19 protein-coding genes and 1 pseudogene are annotated in these 15,900 nt (G+C 46.4%); 5 read left to right on the top strand and 15 right to left on the bottom strand.

Going from position 1 to position 15,900, the window contains the following annotated elements; all coding sequences use genetic code 11:
- Nucleotides 1-24: 24 nt before the first annotated feature.
- Genes BW931_RS01795 through BW931_RS01775 form a run of 6 tightly spaced genes read right to left on the bottom strand, consistent with a single transcriptional unit; the run spans nt 25 to nt 2,975 of the window.
- On the bottom strand, nt 25-1,071 hold the full coding sequence (locus tag BW931_RS01795; RefSeq protein ID WP_076569484.1) for an NAD(P)H-dependent flavin oxidoreductase: 1,047 nt from the start codon (nt 1,069-1,071) through the stop codon (nt 25-27).
- 17 nt (nt 1,072-1,088) lie between these two features.
- Nucleotides 1,089-1,517, bottom strand: a complete 429-nt coding sequence (locus BW931_RS01790) for a GNAT family N-acetyltransferase (RefSeq protein WP_076569482.1) — start codon at nt 1,515-1,517, stop codon at nt 1,089-1,091.
- Entirely contained in the window at nt 1,505-1,981 is a 477-nt protein-coding gene (locus BW931_RS01785; RefSeq protein ID WP_076569479.1) for a GNAT family N-acetyltransferase, read from the bottom strand. Before BW931_RS01785 ends, BW931_RS01790 begins: the two co-directional genes overlap by 13 nt.
- A 14-nt stretch (nt 1,982-1,995) precedes the next feature.
- On the bottom strand, nt 1,996-2,346 hold the full coding sequence (locus BW931_RS01780) for a YidH family protein (protein ID WP_076569476.1): 351 nt from the start codon (nt 2,344-2,346) through the stop codon (nt 1,996-1,998).
- Nucleotides 2,339-2,509, bottom strand: a complete 171-nt coding sequence (locus BW931_RS13450; RefSeq protein WP_156330867.1) for a hypothetical protein — start codon at nt 2,507-2,509, stop codon at nt 2,339-2,341. The genes BW931_RS01780 and BW931_RS13450 overlap by 8 nt, the downstream gene beginning before the upstream one ends.
- A gap of 19 nt (nt 2,510-2,528) precedes the next feature.
- The gene (locus BW931_RS01775) at nt 2,529-2,975 is read right to left on the bottom strand and encodes a GNAT family N-acetyltransferase (protein ID WP_234972553.1); all 447 of its coding nucleotides are present in this window, start codon (nt 2,973-2,975) and stop codon (nt 2,529-2,531) included.
- Nucleotides 2,976-3,107: 132 nt separating this feature from the next.
- Between BW931_RS01775 and BW931_RS01770 the strand changes: the two genes are divergently transcribed.
- Complete coding sequence (locus BW931_RS01770) at nt 3,108-3,686, top strand: DNA-3-methyladenine glycosylase (protein ID WP_076569472.1); 579 nt, start codon at nt 3,108-3,110, stop codon at nt 3,684-3,686.
- Nucleotides 3,687-3,762: 76 nt separating this feature from the next.
- On the opposite strand, the gene BW931_RS01765 is transcribed toward BW931_RS01770, so the two are convergent.
- The 4 genes from BW931_RS01765 to BW931_RS01750 form a co-directional block, all read right to left on the bottom strand.
- A complete protein-coding gene (locus BW931_RS01765) occupies nt 3,763-4,890 on the bottom strand; it encodes a toxic anion resistance protein (protein ID WP_084193823.1) in 1,128 nt (375 codons plus the stop codon).
- 111 nt (nt 4,891-5,001) lie between these two features.
- Nucleotides 5,002-5,892: a hypothetical protein gene (locus BW931_RS01760; protein ID WP_076569469.1), complete on the bottom strand. Its 891-nt coding sequence runs from the start codon at nt 5,890-5,892 to the stop codon at nt 5,002-5,004.
- A gap of 126 nt (nt 5,893-6,018) precedes the next feature.
- Nucleotides 6,019-6,426 carry a DUF3021 domain-containing protein gene (locus BW931_RS01755; protein WP_076569467.1) on the bottom strand — a complete coding sequence of 136 codons (408 nt, stop codon included), beginning with the start codon at nt 6,424-6,426 and terminating at the stop codon, nt 6,019-6,021.
- Between the two features lie 5 nt (nt 6,427-6,431).
- Nucleotides 6,432-6,878: a LytTR family DNA-binding domain-containing protein gene (locus BW931_RS01750; protein WP_076569465.1), complete on the bottom strand. Its 447-nt coding sequence runs from the start codon at nt 6,876-6,878 to the stop codon at nt 6,432-6,434.
- A 159-nt stretch (nt 6,879-7,037) separates the two neighbouring features.
- On the opposite strand from BW931_RS01750, the gene BW931_RS01745 reads away from it, so the two are divergent.
- Nucleotides 7,038-7,664, top strand: coding sequence for a class F sortase (locus BW931_RS01745; protein WP_076569464.1), 627 nt, complete (start codon nt 7,038-7,040; stop codon nt 7,662-7,664).
- A 142-nt stretch (nt 7,665-7,806) separates the two neighbouring features.
- Here BW931_RS01745 and BW931_RS01740 read toward each other — a convergent pair whose 3' ends face one another.
- Nucleotides 7,807-8,583, bottom strand: a complete 777-nt coding sequence (locus BW931_RS01740; protein ID WP_076569462.1) for an SDR family NAD(P)-dependent oxidoreductase — start codon at nt 8,581-8,583, stop codon at nt 7,807-7,809.
- 155 nt (nt 8,584-8,738) lie between these two features.
- Between BW931_RS01740 and BW931_RS01735 the strand changes: the two genes are divergently transcribed.
- On the top strand, nt 8,739-9,380 hold the full coding sequence (locus tag BW931_RS01735) for a LytTR family DNA-binding domain-containing protein (RefSeq protein ID WP_076569460.1): 642 nt from the start codon (nt 8,739-8,741) through the stop codon (nt 9,378-9,380).
- A gap of 129 nt (nt 9,381-9,509) precedes the next feature.
- A complete protein-coding gene (locus tag BW931_RS01730; protein ID WP_200802029.1) occupies nt 9,510-11,018 on the top strand; it encodes an acetyl-CoA hydrolase/transferase family protein in 1,509 nt (502 codons plus the stop codon).
- 95 nt (nt 11,019-11,113) lie between these two features.
- On the opposite strand, the gene BW931_RS01725 is transcribed toward BW931_RS01730, so the two are convergent.
- From BW931_RS01725 to BW931_RS01710, 4 genes are all read right to left on the bottom strand, one after another.
- Nucleotides 11,114-12,457: an LPXTG cell wall anchor domain-containing protein gene (locus tag BW931_RS01725; RefSeq protein ID WP_076569458.1), complete on the bottom strand. Its 1,344-nt coding sequence runs from the start codon at nt 12,455-12,457 to the stop codon at nt 11,114-11,116.
- Between the two features lie 114 nt (nt 12,458-12,571).
- Entirely contained in the window at nt 12,572-13,360 is a 789-nt protein-coding gene (locus tag BW931_RS01720) for an ABC transporter ATP-binding protein (protein WP_076569456.1), read from the bottom strand.
- A gap of 64 nt (nt 13,361-13,424) precedes the next feature.
- Nucleotides 13,425-14,189 (bottom strand): anti-sigma factor, encoded by a 765-nt coding sequence (locus tag BW931_RS01715; RefSeq protein ID WP_076569454.1) that lies wholly within the window; start codon nt 14,187-14,189, stop codon nt 13,425-13,427.
- Complete coding sequence (locus BW931_RS01710; RefSeq protein ID WP_076569452.1) at nt 14,186-14,746, bottom strand: RNA polymerase sigma factor; 561 nt, start codon at nt 14,744-14,746, stop codon at nt 14,186-14,188. Before BW931_RS01710 ends, BW931_RS01715 begins: the two co-directional genes overlap by 4 nt.
- Nucleotides 14,747-15,031: 285 nt before the next feature.
- On the opposite strand from BW931_RS01710, the pseudogene BW931_RS13830 reads away from it, so the two are divergent.
- Nucleotides 15,032-15,893 (top strand): annotated as a pseudogene (locus BW931_RS13830) (DMT family transporter).
- The last annotated feature ends 7 nt before the right edge of the window (nt 15,894-15,900 follow it).

Genomic DNA, 15,900 nt, shown 5'->3' with positions numbered 1-15,900 from the left:
TGCAGCTGCTTTCAATGTTCTCTTCTATAAGCTCTCTTTCCAGTACTCTGACAACTTCCGGATAATGTCAGCTGCAGCACTATCCTCGGAGAGTCTTGGACTCTGCCCCGACCATAGAGACATAAACTCCGTCTTCTGCAGCCGTCCGGCTTCCTTACGGATCGGTTTTGTCAACGCGTTCTGAAGGGGATATTCAAGAATCGTCCGGCCGTCCATTTCGCGGATGAACCGGTTCTCAATCCCGCGGGCCGGCTTCCCGCTGAACACATCGGTCACGACAGTGTCAGCTTCTGTCGCTTCAAGGATAGCACCTTTGTGTACGCGTTTCGCACCACTTTCCTTACTCGTCACGAAGGCCGTGCCAAGTTGAACACCTTCCGCTCCAAGAGCAACTGCCGCGGCTATCCCCCTTTTATCCATAATACCTCCGGCCGCTATAACCGGAATGGATACATGGTCGGTGATCTGCGGAATAAGCGACATCAGGCCGATCATTCCTTTTTCGAATGAAACGTGGAACGTCCCCCGGTGGCCTCCGGCTTCTGCTCCCTGGGCGACGATTGCATCCATCCCCGCTTCTTCGTTGAGCACCGCTTCTTCCACTGTCGTGGCAGTGCCCATCACTTTTATGCCGGACTGCTTCAGGGAACGGATCACCTCTTCCGGCGGAATACCGAAAGTGAAGCTGACTACAGGTACCTTTTCTGCCAGAATCCCTTCTATCTGTTCACCGAAAACATACGGAATATCAGGGTTCACGGCCGCCTCCATCCCAAGTTCTTCTCTGAAAGGATGAAGGGCACGCATAGCTTTCTCTTCTTCTTCGAGGCTTGAAGAAGGATGGCCAGGGACAAACAAATTAACGCCAAAAGGTTTTTCCGTATGTTTTTTCACTTCCCGGATTGAATCCTTCATCGCTTCCGCCTCCATATAGCCGGCTCCTATCGTACCGAACCCGCCGGCTTCAGAGACAGCAGCCACCAGCTCGGGTGTCGTCACTCCTCCGGCCATTCCTGCCTGTATAATCGGGTAATCCGTCTCCAGCAGTTCCACGATTCTTTCACCTTTCATATTTTGAACCTCCCCTGTCATACATTCTTTTTCAGAAAAACATACCCGGTCTTCTCATAGTCCATCTTTTCTTCATAAAACTTGTGGGCATGCGACTGAGCCATTCCTGAAGATAGAGCTACGTGATCATATTTATTCTGCGCGGCCCATTGCTCAACGAAGTGAAGCATCATTTCCCCGTACCCGTAATTCCGTTTTTCATTTGTAACTACAAGGTCTTCAATCCATACGAGTCGTCCATAGTAAAGGCTTACAGCCGGTTTGAATCCTGCGACTGCAACGATTTCCTCTTCCTCCATCATACCGAACATATGGTAATTATCCCGTTCCATCGCTTCCGTCACAAGTTCCGAATACTTGTTCAGATCGAGGTTCGTACGTAATTCATTCACTACAGCGAAAGCCTTGGTAATATCCTGTTTCGTCGTCAGTTCTACAAGTTCCATGTATTAACACTCCCGGTCATTCTTATTACTTTCCCATTCAATTCTTCTCCTGCCTCTTTCATCCCTAATTTTTTATAAAAAGCTATCGCTCTCCTGTTCTCAGGAGCGACACGCAGGTGAAATTCAGTGATATCTTTTTCACGAAAAAATTTCATGGCGTAATTATACAAATTTAAGCCAAAGCCGAGGTCCCGCCATTCTTTCTCAAGGTAAAACAGGTGAACGTAACCGATGATCCGCCCCCTGAACTCCCGGACCGACAGTTCCAGTTGGCCGATCGGCTCCCCTTTTTTCTTCACAAGTTTCATACCGTCGGGAAATTCTTCCGCCTTCTTCTGTAACCAGTCCAGATAATCTTCTTCGTTCATAGAATCCGAACTGCCAAAACTTTCCTGAAAAACTTCTCTCCTGAACCGGAGTACCGTGTCTCTTTCCTTTTTCACGTTGATAGAAGTAAATTCCATTTTTACTCCTCCCCTTAATTGACAGCGAAAATATATACGCCTACGAGAAGCACCAGCAGTACGGCTATACTCGTCATGAACCCGATGAGCCAACTTGAGGAACGGAAACGGCTCTCATTGATATTCTTCCGGATGGTATAGTAATTGACAGTAGAGCCGACGATAGTCAATATCCCAAGTGCGAGAGCACCGATACTGACGGTCAGCACAAGTGTCTCTTCCGTTTCCCCTTCCCCGGGACCTGCATTTATGTGCAGAGTCGTGGCCAGAAATCCGATACCGACCAGGGCAATCGCCGTACGGATCCAGGCCAGGTATGTACGTTCATTCGCCAGATGCTGCTGGATCAACTTCTGTTCATCCATTCGTCCGGCCTTCCTTGTTCTCCCGTCTTCTTCTCAGAACAATCGCAATACATATCCCGATGTAAGCACCAATTACTGCAGGGACGAAAGGCAAATCAAAGACCAGCACGGCTATGCCGACAATAATAAGCGGCAGTATTACATAATCGAATATTTTCAGCATGGTATCCCTCTTTCAATCTTCATTCAATCGTCTTCACCAATCGTATCATATCACGGCACTGTATGCCGTTTTCCCATATATCATCCTCGTACTGTTTTATGAAAAAGTCTTTATCTACGTGATCAATACGAAATCCGTTGCGCTGATAAAACAACAGCTGGCCGATGCTTGAGTTCCCCGTTCCAGTTTCCATATTTTCATACCCTTCAGCAGCCTCAGCAGCAAATTGTAAAAGCCGGGATCCCACTCCTTTGCCCCGGTGAGAACCTGAAACAGCTATATTCACTACTTCCAGTGTACCCGGCCGGGTCGGGAGGAGTACCATAACACCGATGACTTCCCCGGCTTCCTCTGCGACAAACACGTCTCCCCGGTTTATGTAGTCGATGACATGATCTTTCATCGGATCCGCTTCCAGCAGGAGTTCCATAGGAACCTCGACTCTGTTGCAAGGTTTAATAATCACTGATTTCCACCCCTTTCCCTTCCATGCAGAAACTGTATTTCAATATTCTATCATACCCGGGCTCAAGTGATGAGCTCTCCTTACGTTTCAGTCTGTTCAGGTATGGTATCATTACTTTCGAGGTGAATTAACATGGAACTAATGCCTGCTTCATTTTTTCAGCAGCCGGCCCTTACACTTGCGCAGAACCTGCTCGGCTGTGAGCTGATCAAAGAGACGGAAGAAGGAACAGCTTCCGGTTATATCGTAGAGACCGAAGTATATATCGGAGCTGTGGACAAGGCGGCCCACAGCTACAACTATAAACGTACCAAACGTACGGAAGTGATGTTCGGAGAAGCCGGACATGCCTACACATACGTTATGCACACCCACTGTCTTGTAAACGTGGTGGCGGGAGAACAGGGAGAACCGGAAGCGATTCTCATACGTGCCGTCGAACCTGTCCGGGGGATAGATCTTATGTACAAAAGACGCGGGGATAAAAAGGAAAAGGAACTTACGAGCGGCCCCGGCAAACTTACGAAAGCGCTCGGTATCGTGAAAAACGACTACGGGCATCCTTACGGGGAACCCCCGTTGTACATTGCTAAGGGTTTCACTCCTGAACACATTTCCACCGGTCCCCGCATCGGTATCGATAATTCAGAGGAAGCCAGAGACTTCCCCTGGCGTTTCTGGGTTACCGGCAACAGGTTTGTGTCCAGATGAAGACCTGCCGGGAATTGCAGTTTCGTTCCCCCTCCTCCCTGTCGCACTATGAGGAATGGCACATAAAAAGAACGCTTCAGTCACGAAGCGTTCTTTGCCCGGCTTCCCCGGATCCTGCCAGCTTTTTTCGAACGTTGGCGTTCAGCTGGTCCATTTCTTCAATAAACTGTTCACTGGAAGCGATGATTCGCTCCGACGACTGTTCGGTCGTCTCCAGAGCTTCAAACACATTATCGAAAGATTCCTGAAGCGCTTCAATGCTGATGGCAGGATTTTCCATCATGGAAGTCGCTTCTTTCGTGTTATCCCGTAAATTCCTGGAGTTGGATAACAGCATCTCTTCCGTCGCTTTATTCACACCATTCACCGTATCGATTACTTCTTTCTGGTTATTGAGCGCCAGCTGAATCGTTGCGGAGACGGTAATAATATTTTTGGTGAGCGTTACCGCATTCCGAATAGATTCTTTCAGTTTTTCATTGTTTCTTTTAATGATGTCCACAGATGAAATACTTTGAATGAGTACGCTTTTCATCTGCGTCATATTTCTCGTCCGTGTGATAATTTTCTCTTTTCCCTCTTCAATCAGTGCATCGTCGTGTTCTCCGGTTCCTTCTTTTTCCTTCAGAAGCTGGAACAGTTTCTTTCCGAGATAGATCTGCTTTTCCAGCTCGTATATACGCTCCCGTGCACTTTCCTTAATTAAGCCGAGCTCCACACTGTCCTCTTCCAGTCGGTCCTTACCGGCAAGTAAACTGCGGACGATCGTTTCAATACGTCCGTCCACGGTTTCGTATTTCTTCATGTAGCGCTCGATCGGTTTTTTGTTGCTCATTTTGTAAAAAAATTTGGTCACTGCATTCCCTTCCGTCTGTTTCGGATCCAGATCGGAAACTACGTTCTTCAATTCATTCAGCGTCCGCGGGATGTCATTGTTACTTTTATTCATGAGATCGTTCACCGGTCTTTTGAGGGAATCCATCGTTTCTCCGGCCACCCGCTGTTCTTTCTCACCGAGATCACCGAGCTCCTTCAACACCTCCGAAACCGAACCGTCTTCGGCTTTGTCGAACTGACCGGCGTAGGATTCGGCTTCCCGGTTCAAACGTTCCATATCTTCCTGTTTAATCAGCGTCTTCGCTTCCTTCAGATCCTGCTCATCCATTTCTGCTTCTATACTTTTATTTTCAAACTCCTTACTCATGTCGCATCTCTCCTTATAAGGTATCGATAAAACCGTATGCCTTGTTGACTCGTACGGCAAAAGCGGACGTCTATCTGTAATACGCAGCGACGAGGGGAAGGGTTTCGATTTTCAGTACGGATCTTCTTCTCCGGATGAAAACATCTCCTGTCCGGAGTCTTTATATTTCGTGGTGATGATACCTTTGCTTCTTGCAAAATTCTTTGTATAAGTTTCTTCTTCTTTCGCTTCCAGCCTTTCGATGAACTTTCGTAAGTCCTCCATCGTTTCCTTCAGTTCCTCTTTTTTCTTCTGTTTATTTTCAGGCGACAGACTGGAAAAAGAATCCAAGAAAACAGGAACATCTTTAAGAATCATCGTTTCCAGCGCGTGCTGATCCTCTATATCGAGTTTATCGATCCGTTCAAACTGCTTCTGCGTACGTTTTTTTAAGCTTCTCCAGTCTGCCTGCAGCTCCGGATCACTTTCAGCGAAAGGAAACACCCACCCTTCGAATATCTCCGCCGCCTGTTCGCTCACCGGATTATCAGGAGGGCCTTCTTCACGTATCCCGGTCACGTTGTGTTCCAGATAAGAGTCAAGGAACAAAAAAAGTTTCGTCGCAAAATCCCCGAGCGTTTCTCCGAGCCCTTTTTTGCGAGTGAACTCTTCTTTCAATGAAGTAGGGACCAGTGAATCTTCCTCCCGGCCGTTTATTCTCTCCAGCCTGGCAATTAGCAGCCTCGGCGGTTTACCGTACATCTCAACGGTCGCCTGGAACATGGAAGACAGTGGAACCGTTACTGTCATGTAGACTCCTTTCCAGGACAAATCAACGATGTATCTCGTTTTCATTTCAGCTATTTCTTCAATATCAAGGTCAATATATACAGGTCTTTTCCCTTTAGCGACCTGCTTCATATCTCTGAAAGTCTGGAAATCAATATAATGCTGGTATTCGGAACCATATGGCATGAACGTTCGTTCAAGCGTTCCGAGTGTAGAAGAGTAGAGGTCTTCCATCGTTCATCATCCCCTTCTTATTCACCCTTCCAAACGGGTGTTATAGTAAAAGAATACCACAAATACCGGGTATAGAATAAGCTGGAGACGTTGCCTGAAAAAATAAGACCGGCTCCCGGCCGATCTTTACGCGTTAAGGGAATCATTCAGTTTTTTCGCCTGGAAATAAAAGTACAGATAGAACCCCGCCCAGATTAAAATGTATACGGTCAGAAAAAGCAGAATCCCGAACAGCATCCCTGCGAAAGTAAGCGGGAACCAGCCGATACCGATACCAAGAATGAAATAGAGAGAAGTGACGATAAAGAAGTGTACGATTGTCCGTTTCCTGAGTGTCCAATGTTCAAATGTGAATATCAGGGCCCCTACACTGAAAAACCAGCCGCAGAAAATAGATGCCGCCGAATTTTTGAAAAATAGCGCGGCGTCAAAGGATTCTGCCCCTGCTGCGTAGAATCCGGTATACATCAATACGGCGATAAGCGCTCCAAAACAGATACCGACAAAGCTTTGGAAAATCAATTTCTTCCCCATTTTCTTCATCCTTTCCCTTCGAGTTTATTCCTGATTTGGGACACGTATTTCCGGGATACGTACTCCTTCTCCCCGTTTTTAAAATAAACGCACAGGGTACCATTGAAAGAAGCTTCAAATTTTTGCAGAGCGTCGAGATTTGCTATCGCTGATTTCGAAAGTCTTACGAAGTGATCCGCAGCCAGTTCTTTTTCAAGCTCGTACAGTCGCTCTTTCATTCGATATCTCCCGTCTTCGGTACGAGCCATCACCGTCTTATTCTCTGTATAGAGGTACAGAATCTCTTCAGGTTTGAATATGTGACGTGTATCGTCATTCATTCCACTGAAATAAGAGCGTCTTTTCTCTTGTAACCGTTCCATAAGCAGAGTCACTTCCTCATTCCATTCTTTCGCCCGGATCAGAACTTCCATTCGTTCCAGCGCCTCATCGATTTCCACGTTGATTTTCATACCCTGGACCTCCCTTCCTCGCTATATGCTTCTATTATAATAGAAGCGGCCGGTAATCCGTACCGAATGTTTCCAACCGGACGATAAATAAAGGCGACGTGCAGAAATAATGATCCAACGTGTAACTTATTCCGTAAGCTATGTAAAGGAGGCAAACTCATGCCTAAATATTTTCTCATTTCAATTCTTATATTATTGAGCGGCTGTATGAATACAAATGACGAAGTAAAGGAAAGTGAAGAAAGTCAGGAAACAAACAAAACGGAAGTGAAAGCACAAGCGGAAAGTACCGGTAACTATGACGAACCGATTATTAAAGATGAAAGAGAAGCCGTGACCCCATCCAAACTATCCATACCGGCTATTGATGTCGAAGCGGAAGTCGAACAAGCAGGAGTCGACGAGAAAGGGCGTATGGGCGTACCGGACGGATCTGAGAATGTCGCCTGGTTCGAACCGGGAACGAAGCCCGGTGCTGCCGGTAACTCCGTCATGGCAGGACACGTTGACGATACCGTAAATCCGGCAGTGTTTTATAACCTGCACGAACTTAAAGAAGGCGATGAGGTTTCCGTTCAGAACAAAGATGGGAAAACACTTACTTTCGAAGTGACAGGTAAAGAAGTGTACGGGTTCAAGGATGCTCCAATGGAAGAAATATTCGGTTATACCCACCGGAGTGGTCTTAACCTGGTTACCTGCTACGGAGATTATGTCGGAGATACTACCCGAAGAGAAGACAGACTAGTAGTATATACACAATTGAAAAGTGAAAGCTCTGATTAACCTTTTGACTTCTTCTTTACCGGGAAATAGCGATGCGACAAAATAGAAGACACAACTGCACCGTACGACAGATGGCGGTGTAGTTGTGTCTTTTATTCATAGAACGATACAGGAAGAAAAAGCGTTATCTGCCTTTCAAGATTTATACTTGTGCAGTTATGCTATCCAGCGTATGGAGCAGGGACTGCACTTTTTCATCGTTCTCCGCATCCGGATGAGGATTTCCGAAATTACCCTTATCGTTATCGTAATACTTCCCGGAAGCTTCCCGAAACGAATCGGATACAGCAGCCTGATATAAAACCCGGGCTCCGATACTGATATCGTGCCCATCTGTTCCGAACGCCTCTTTCACCATTTTGCTCCCAAGTAAAGACATCGGATTAACAGCTACTATCACCGGTTCACTCTTTTTTGCCATACCGATTGTCCACATCGTTAGTGCCAGCTTACTTTGACCATAGGCTGCGTCGTCCCCGATTCCCTTTTGCTTCATCATCTTATCGAGGTCGACAGGCTGCTGTGCTGCGGAGGACAGATTGATGATACGCCCTGACCCGTCCATGAGAGGAAGAAGACGCCTTGTGAGTAAATAAGGAGCGACCGTGTTGACCGCAAAGCGGATATCCAGGCCGTCCCCGGTAGTTTTCACAGGCGTTTTGTATATTCCGGCATTATTAATGAGAACATCGAGACGATCATGATGATCCGTAACCCTGTCGGCAAATGCTTTCACCTCTTTAAGTACAGAAAGGTCGGCTACGTAAGTTTCAGCGTTCTCTTTCCCCAGTTCCTCTTCCACCATTTTCAGCTTTTCTTCATTACGCCCGTGCAGCAGAAGAGTGTGGCCTTCTTCTGCCAGCATGCGTGCCGTTGCTAATCCGATTCCGTCCGTAGTTCCTGTAATCAGAATTTTCATCGTACTCCTCCTGTCTGTGACTGACTCGTTCACTATTTATAAACCTGTTCCCTTTTCCTTGCTCTTTTAACATGGAAATGCCGGCCTGCCCCGGGGATTTTTATATTCTTCAATGTTACAATAAAAGAAAAGTATAAGGAAAAGGATGATCTGAAATCAATGTCAACGCCCATACTTTAGTAGATGTCATCGGAGACCTGTTCTCTGGAGAGACTTCTCTCGCTTTATCGGATACGGAGAATTACGTTTATTATCGTCCCAGTAAACGGATTGATTTAAAAATCAGCGCCGGAGATCCGGTCACCAGAGGGACGATTACCTACAAAGCCCTGAGCACGAAGCAGAAAGTCTCGGAATATATAGACCGGGACGTTTTCGGTGTGCCTTATTACGGCATGGCAGTTCCCTATGAAATAGAAGGAGAACTGGCCGGGTGCGTAACTGCCATTTTCCCTACGCTGACCAGTGCCCTGTCCGTGGTCACCGTCAAAGAGAATGACAGGTGGATTCCGTTGAAGTTCGAACAGGTGCTTTACATAGAAGCGAAAGCGAAAAAGACGTTCGTCGTAGGAGAAGGGCACACGGGAGTACATAAATACTCTTTGAATGAATTCGACTTCTTTCTGCCGGGAAGTTCCTTTATCCGCTGTCATCGCTCCTTCATTGTAAACGTCAATCATATTCAGGAAATCTATCCGGACACTCATTCCACGTTCCTGCTTAAAATGAGTGATGATTCCATGATCCCGGTAAGTCAGACACATTCAGGTTATTTGAGGAAGCTCCTCGGGTTCTGATTTACTCTTTCTCATCATCTGATATTCTTATTCGTAAAGAAAAATGACCATTCCGTCGGAAATCTCCAATTCTTCCCTTTTTATAAGATAAAATATTCACAACAGTCTTATAAAAAGAGGTGGAACTATATGGGTATAGAAAATAGCCGAATTTTAAATGAAGACCTGATAGAACGCATTGTTACAGCCGAAACTGCAGCTTCCTGGATCAGGGACGGTATGACGCTTGGATTAAGCGGATTTACAAGAGCCGGAGATTTGAAAGCGATACCAGACGCACTGGTTAAGAGAGCAGAGACAGATCCATTCAAAGTAAATGTATTTACAGGAGCGTCACTCGGGTCGGACATAGACAGAATGTTCGCGGAAGCTGATATTATCAATAAGCGCCTTCCTTTCCAGGCCGATCCCAGAATGCGTCAGGGGATAAATGACGGGTCGTTTCACTTCGTGGACCAGCATCTTTCCCATACTTCGGAAATGTTGCGTCAAGGGGTTTTACCTGAAGTGGATTACGCTATTTTGGAAGCGGTTTCTATCAAAGAAGATGGAACTATTATTCCGACAACTTCCGTGGGGAATTCCCTGGCCTTCGCCATGCATGCAGAACACATTATTGTGGAAATCAACGAAGCTCAGCCCGAGGCCCTCGAAGGTGTCCACGATCTCTATGCTCCTGCTCCCCAGGGACAGCGTGAACCTATTCCTCTCGTCAGCCCGGAAGAAAGGATAGGAGCTGAAGGTATCCAGGTGGATCCTGCAAAAATCAAGGGGATCATCTTTACGAACCAGCTGGATTCCCCTTCTACAGTCACACCGCCGGATGCGGAAACGCGTGACATAGCCGGTCACCTGATCGATTTTCTCAAAGAGGAAGTCAGATTAGGAAGACTGCCCGAAAATCTTGTACCTTTGCAATCGGGTATCGGTTCAGTAGCAAACGCTGTATTCCGCGGCCTGCTGGATTCCGATTTCGAACATTTGCAAGTCTATTCGGAAGTGCTTCAGGATTCAGTGATAGACCTTCTTGATGCCGGAAAAGTGGACTTTGCATCAGGATGCTCATTTACGTTGTCCGAAGATAAAATGAAACAAGTATTCTCAAACTTTGAAGACTATCGTGACCGTGTGGTACTGAGACCACAGGAAATCTCGAACCATCCGGAAATCATCCGCCGGCTTGGTCTTATTTCTATCAATACGGCCGTGGAAATGGACATATACGGAAACGTGAACTCTACTCACGTAGGCGGTACTAAAATGATGAACGGAATCGGAGGATCGGGCGACTTTGCCCGAAATTCAAGACTGGGTATGTTCGTTACTAAATCAATAGCCAAGGACGGAGACATCTCAAGTATCGTTCCATTCGTTCCACACGTCGATCATACCGAACACGATGTAGATGTTATCGTGACGGATCAGGGATATGCAGATTTACGCGGTCTCGCACCCCGGGAACGTGCCAGGCTGATCATTGAGCGCTGTGCACATCCGAGTTACAGGGAACAACTTCACGATTACTTTGAAGCGGCCCTGGAGCGGGGCGGCCAGACTCCTCACATGCTGGAAGAAGCACTCGCCTGGCACAGAGAGTTCGAAACAAATGGTACGATGAAAAAATTGGTGAAATCCTGAAATCATATGTAAGGACTATAAAACCCCGAGGAAGAAAGCTTTAGTTCAAAGCTTCCTTCACCCGGGGTTTTAGTTAATAGCGGATTGTTTTCATTTTACTGCTGGTTCTGTTTTCTGAAGTGCAATGTAAGTGCTGTAATCAGCGCAAACATTCCGGCAACGGCAAGCCACATTGTACTGTTCATGCCGGTGTCCTGTGGAGACAGTCCGGTTTCAGGCATTTCAGAAGGCATTTCCTGGCTGAATTTATCAGGGAATTGTGCAGAAATAGCTCCGGACAGTGCTTTACCAGGGTTGAACATATGAGCGTAAGCGTCACGGATATCCGAGTAAGCTTTATCATAGTCTTCCATCGTATAGCTGTCAAAAGCTCCAATCAATTGATTCACGTGTGTTTGAAGTCCTTCTGACATAACGTCTGCACTTACTTTTCCTTCCGTAGCGGTTTCAATAAAGGAAGAGAAGTCAGCACGATAATCTTCAAGAGCGGATAGTGCTTTCTCTTTTGCTGCTTCATCTTCTGCACCTGTCGCTTCTACATAAGAGACGAAGTTACCGATGTGATCGGACCACATTTGCTGGAACTGTTCCCCTGCTTCTTCTCCGTATACAGATCCGATAGTATCAGAAAGTTCTTCTGTGTTATTGCTCAATGCTTCTGCAGAGGCTTCGAAGTCTTCGCTTCCGTCGATGCCATTCTGCATAGCTGTCACTGCAAGTCCAGCGTGCTCACTTAACAGGTAGCTCAAGTCAGAACGAAGATCTGCTGCAGGTGTAACTGCGGATGTATCATTGAATTTCTCAGGGAATTGGTTGGACATAGCGTCAGACAGGCCTTTACTTACCATATACATGTGACTCATAGCTTCCCGTTCATATTCGTAAGCAGCTTCATAGTCACCTGCGACGAAAGCATCAAAAGCTCCGATCAGCTGGTTCACGTGCATTTGAAGTCCTTCCGCGAGAGCTCCTGCTTCCAGTCGCTCACCAGTAGCATCTTCAAGGAACTGGGAGAATTCTTCCTTGTATTCCCCGAGGTTATCGAGCGCTTCCTGTTTAGCCTCTTCGTCCCCTGCATCAGTAGCCTTCACGTAATCCACAAAATAGCCGATGTGCTCGGACCACATGTCGTTAAACTGTTTGCCGGCTTCTTCCCCGTATACAGAACCGATGGCTTTCGACAAATCATCTGTGTTCTGGCTTAAAGCTCCTGCAGCCTGATCAAAATCGGAAGCTCCTTCCGCTCCTTTTCTCATCGTTTCTACTGCGAGGTATACGTGTTCACTTAACAGGTGGTCAAGAGACGAACGCAATTCTACAGCTTCTGTATCCACGGAAGGGGTCGGCATATGATCCTCCGCATAAACGTTCAATCCTAAACTCGGTATAGCGATGGTGGCAGCAAGTGGAATTGTTACAAGTCCTTTTTTCCAGTTCATTAATAATCCTCTCCTTTTTTAATTAATTACACCAAGCATACGGAGCGGATATAGAAGTGGATCATTATTTTCTAAAAAAAGTGAACTTTTTTTGAATTTTCTTGTGAAAAGCTTTTATGAAAGATGTGAACGCTTGCTAAGTTCAGGTCTCTGACCCTTCCAGGAAATCTCTACAGATACCCCGAAAAAGGAAGACATTACATCTGATTCGAGAAGCCTTTCTGTATTCCCGGCATCATATATCCCGCCGTCTTTTAAAAGAAGAGTATGCTCAAAAACGGGAAGTATTTCATCTACATGATGAGTGACATAAAGAATGGTCGGCCCGTCTGTACCCCCGGCTATTCGTTCCACCGACTCCAGCAGCTGTTCCTTTGCAAGAAAATCAAGCCCGTTCGTCGGTTCATCCAGAATAAGGAGCTCCGGCTCTGCCATCAGGGCTCTCGCAATAAGCACCCGCTGTTTTTCTCCGGAAGAAAGAGTGTCGTACAAACGGTTTGCATAATCGTAGCAGTCAAGTTCCCTCAGTAGACCGATCGCTCTTTCTCTTATTTCATCCGTAGGAGTATCATACAGCCCTATGGAAGCAAAAGCGCCGCTCAATACGACCTCAAAGGCATTGTCCCCTTTATGCAGACGGTTCTGTAACGAAGCGGAGACAAAACCTATCTGTTTTCGCAGCTTTTCTGCCAGATACGTCTTTCCGAATTCAAGACCAAGAACTTTTATCGTACCGGAGGATGGAAATGTATAGGCATTGATCAGATTCAAAAGAAACGTCTTTCCTGAACCGTTCAGTCCAAGGATTGCCCAGTGCTCTCCGTTCTCCACCTGCCAGGTGATATTGTTTAAAATGAAACGGCCCTCTCTCTTTAAGGAAACCTCCTGCATATCGATGATCATTCTCAAATCCTCCTTATTATTTTTAAAAAGCCGCCCCCTGTAAAGAGGACGACTTTCGTAATTTTTATATCTCTGCGGCCAGTACAATTTCCCCCTGAGGTGTTTCACTGTCAGGCCCCGGTTCTTTAGTGATGGCAAGGGTATCCCAGTTACCGTCTTTAAGCTCATCCATAGGATAGGTCACTGCACCGGAACCTTGTTCGTTCGTTACAAATGTTCCGGCTCTTACCGGATCCCCTTCCTCAAGAAGCCAGACCTGGTAAGCCTCGTTACCCGAGAGAGGAGCGAGCTGTTCTGCCTGGACCACGAGCTGCGACTCTCCGTCATTTGCGACCATGGAAGCCTGACCTTTGGCTTCTCCTCCTTCAGGGTTCTGAAGAGTAAGGTCCTGCCTAAGGTTATCGATCACAACTTCCTCCTCCGGTTGAGTGGTGGAAGTGCCGGGCCACTGATTCAGGAATGCCGCATTTCCGACAAGTGATGCAGCTAGTGCGGCCGCAAGCCCCCAGACCGCCCAGTTTCTTTTCCTTGTTCGGGAGAGCGCGGGTTTTTCCTTTTCCTTCTTCTCTTCAATAGGAATTACATTGTCATAACCTTCTTCTTTTTCCTCTTCTTCAAAAACGGAAGAGAGTACGCGGTTTTTCATACCGCTATCCGGTTCAACCGGTTCGGAAAGATAAGGGAGAGACTCGGTCAGCTCACGCAATTCAGCCAGTTCCTCCCGGCACGACTCACAGCTTGCCAAGTGATTTTCAAATTGAGCTTCTTCTTGCTCGGACAACTGTCCATTAAAATAATCTATCAGATTATCACATTGTTTATCACTCATGTCGTATCTCCCCCCCTTCCTCTTTCCGTCATTTCAGTCTGTAAATGTTTCAACGCCATTCGTATTCGTCCCTTTACTGTTCCCAGGGGCACGTCCAGCTGTTCTGCTATCTCTCTGTGGGATTTTGCATCAAAATAAAACAGCCGGATTACCTTCTGTTGGTCTTCTTTCAATACTTTCATCGACTGGCGCACGGCCGTCGCTTCTTCTTTCGACTCATACATCTCCTCGATCGAAGGTTCATTAGTCTGAAGCGCATCTCTTTCATCGAGTTCATAAGGGGTGTCCTTCTTCTTCCTCATCAGATCAATCGCTGCATTCCTCACAATCGTGAGCAGCCAGCTCGAAAATTTTCCCTTCGATTCATCATACGTACCTTTTTGAGTCCATAATTTCATGAATACATCCTGGACGACTTCTTCCGACAATCCGTGATTGTTCGTCATCTTGTAACTAAAAGAAAAGACTAGTTTCTCATATTTATCATATAACTGCTCGAGGGCATCTTTATCTTTATGCAGCAGACGCCGGTAGAGTTCTTCATCCGGATTACTCATCTGATTCTCCTTTAATTGTAGTAAACCTATTATAGAAAATAGAATACTGGATTACAATGTTTCTCACTAAGTATACGTATGAAAATCCGTTTTGGATCTTTGAATTTTAAAAGTTTCGTCTATACTGCCGATAGTGAAAGCCAATCCCCATTGGTGGCCCACACCAGTGGACGCCCCTCCCCTTTTGCGAACGATTTATGAATTATAGGTTTACGTTATGTCTCATGAAGGAAATGGTTACAGATATATTTTTGGAAAAAAAGGGTAACGATCAGGAGGGACGTAATGAAGATGAGAGGAATAGTTCTGGTAGTGCTTGCAGCTGTATTCTGGGGGATTTCTGGTGGAATAGGGGATATACTTATGGGTAAAGGCTGGAGCCCTCTCGTCATTTCTTTTTATCGCGGAGGAGTAGGATTGATATTATTCGCGGGGTGGTGGCTGGTCGGCAAAAAAGAGAAGCCGGTATTCACTCCCCCTATTATATTATTTTCTGTACTTGCAGGAGCAGGAGTAGCAGGGAACTTCACCTTTTACTTTTTCGCTATTGAAGCTTCCAGTATCGCTGTCGCAGCAACGCTTATGTATACGGCTCCGGTATTTGTTCTTCTTACTGAGAATAGAGGACTCGACCTGGTTCAAATGGGGATGTATTATCGGCGTCCTTCTCGGTATCGTTCTGCTTACGGGTGCCTATAACACCGACAACCTTTCGGGTGGTGTCTTCGGTATTACAGCCGGACTGGCGGCAGGTGTATCTTACGCACTGTTTATTTTCGGTTTTAAAAAAGCGACAGCAATCGGCGATCCGAAAACGATTCTGAGTGTCGCTTTTCTCACCTTCTGTTTAATCCTTCTTCCTTTTAATGACATGACCGAAGTAACGTATGCTGTAACTTCGGGAGATGCCGGATGGTTTATTCTGCTCGGTCTTGTCGGTGCGGGTATATCTTTCATCATTTACGTTATCGGGATGCGTGGGACTGCCCCCTCCACCGCTTCCATGGTAGCCATGGCAGAACCCGTAACAGCTTCCCTGTTTGGAGTTCTGTTACTGGGAGACACCCTCACCATTATTCAGCTTGCCGGCATGGCCGTCATTCTGTTCACTATCACCATCCTCAGTGTAAAACAATCGGGCAGTTAGAAGGCTT

This window comes from Salimicrobium salexigens, assembly GCF_900156705.1.
GTDB classification, from domain to species: domain Bacteria; phylum Bacillota; class Bacilli; order Bacillales; family Halobacillaceae; genus Salimicrobium; species Salimicrobium album.
The sequence above is the reverse complement of the archived record's forward strand: the minus strand, read 5'-3'. Positions and strand labels throughout refer to the sequence as shown.

Bases quoted from the DNA above. Each gene is read 5' to 3' on its own strand.
- BW931_RS01795 (WP_076569484.1), bottom strand. From the start codon at position 1,071: ATGAAAGGTGAAAGAATCGTGGAACTGCTGGAGACGGATTACCCGATT.
- BW931_RS01740 (WP_076569462.1), bottom strand. From the start codon at position 8,583: ATGAAAATTCTGATTACAGGAACTACGGACGGAATCGGATTAGCAACG.
- BW931_RS01750 (WP_076569465.1), bottom strand. From the start codon at position 6,878: ATGAAAATCAACGTGGAAATCGATGAGGCGCTGGAACGAATGGAAGTT.
- BW931_RS01715 (WP_076569454.1), bottom strand. From the start codon at position 14,189: ATGAGTGATAAACAATGTGATAATCTGATAGATTATTTTAATGGACAG.
- BW931_RS01760 (WP_076569469.1), bottom strand. From the start codon at position 5,892: ATGGAAGACCTCTACTCTTCTACACTCGGAACGCTTGAACGAACGTTC.
- BW931_RS01710 (WP_076569452.1), bottom strand. From the start codon at position 14,746: ATGAGTAATCCGGATGAAGAACTCTACCGGCGTCTGCTGCATAAAGAT.
- BW931_RS01790 (WP_076569482.1), bottom strand. From the start codon at position 1,517: ATGGAACTTGTAGAACTGACGACGAAACAGGATATTACCAAGGCTTTC.
- BW931_RS01745 (WP_076569464.1), top strand. From the start codon at position 7,038: ATGCCTAAATATTTTCTCATTTCAATTCTTATATTATTGAGCGGCTGT.
- BW931_RS13450 (WP_156330867.1), bottom strand. From the start codon at position 2,509: ATGCTGAAAATATTCGATTATGTAATACTGCCGCTTATTATTGTCGGC.
- BW931_RS01730 (WP_200802029.1), top strand. From the start codon at position 9,510: ATGGGTATAGAAAATAGCCGAATTTTAAATGAAGACCTGATAGAACGC.
- BW931_RS01765 (WP_084193823.1), bottom strand. From the start codon at position 4,890: ATGAGTAAGGAGTTTGAAAATAAAAGTATAGAAGCAGAAATGGATGAG.
- BW931_RS01785 (WP_076569479.1), bottom strand. From the start codon at position 1,981: ATGGAATTTACTTCTATCAACGTGAAAAAGGAAAGAGACACGGTACTC.
- BW931_RS01780 (WP_076569476.1), bottom strand. From the start codon at position 2,346: ATGGATGAACAGAAGTTGATCCAGCAGCATCTGGCGAATGAACGTACA.
- BW931_RS01770 (WP_076569472.1), top strand. From the start codon at position 3,108: ATGGAACTAATGCCTGCTTCATTTTTTCAGCAGCCGGCCCTTACACTT.
- BW931_RS01755 (WP_076569467.1), bottom strand. From the start codon at position 6,426: ATGGGGAAGAAATTGATTTTCCAAAGCTTTGTCGGTATCTGTTTTGGA.
- BW931_RS01725 (WP_076569458.1), bottom strand. From the start codon at position 12,457: ATGAACTGGAAAAAAGGACTTGTAACAATTCCACTTGCTGCCACCATC.
- BW931_RS01720 (WP_076569456.1), bottom strand. From the start codon at position 13,360: ATGATCATCGATATGCAGGAGGTTTCCTTAAAGAGAGAGGGCCGTTTC.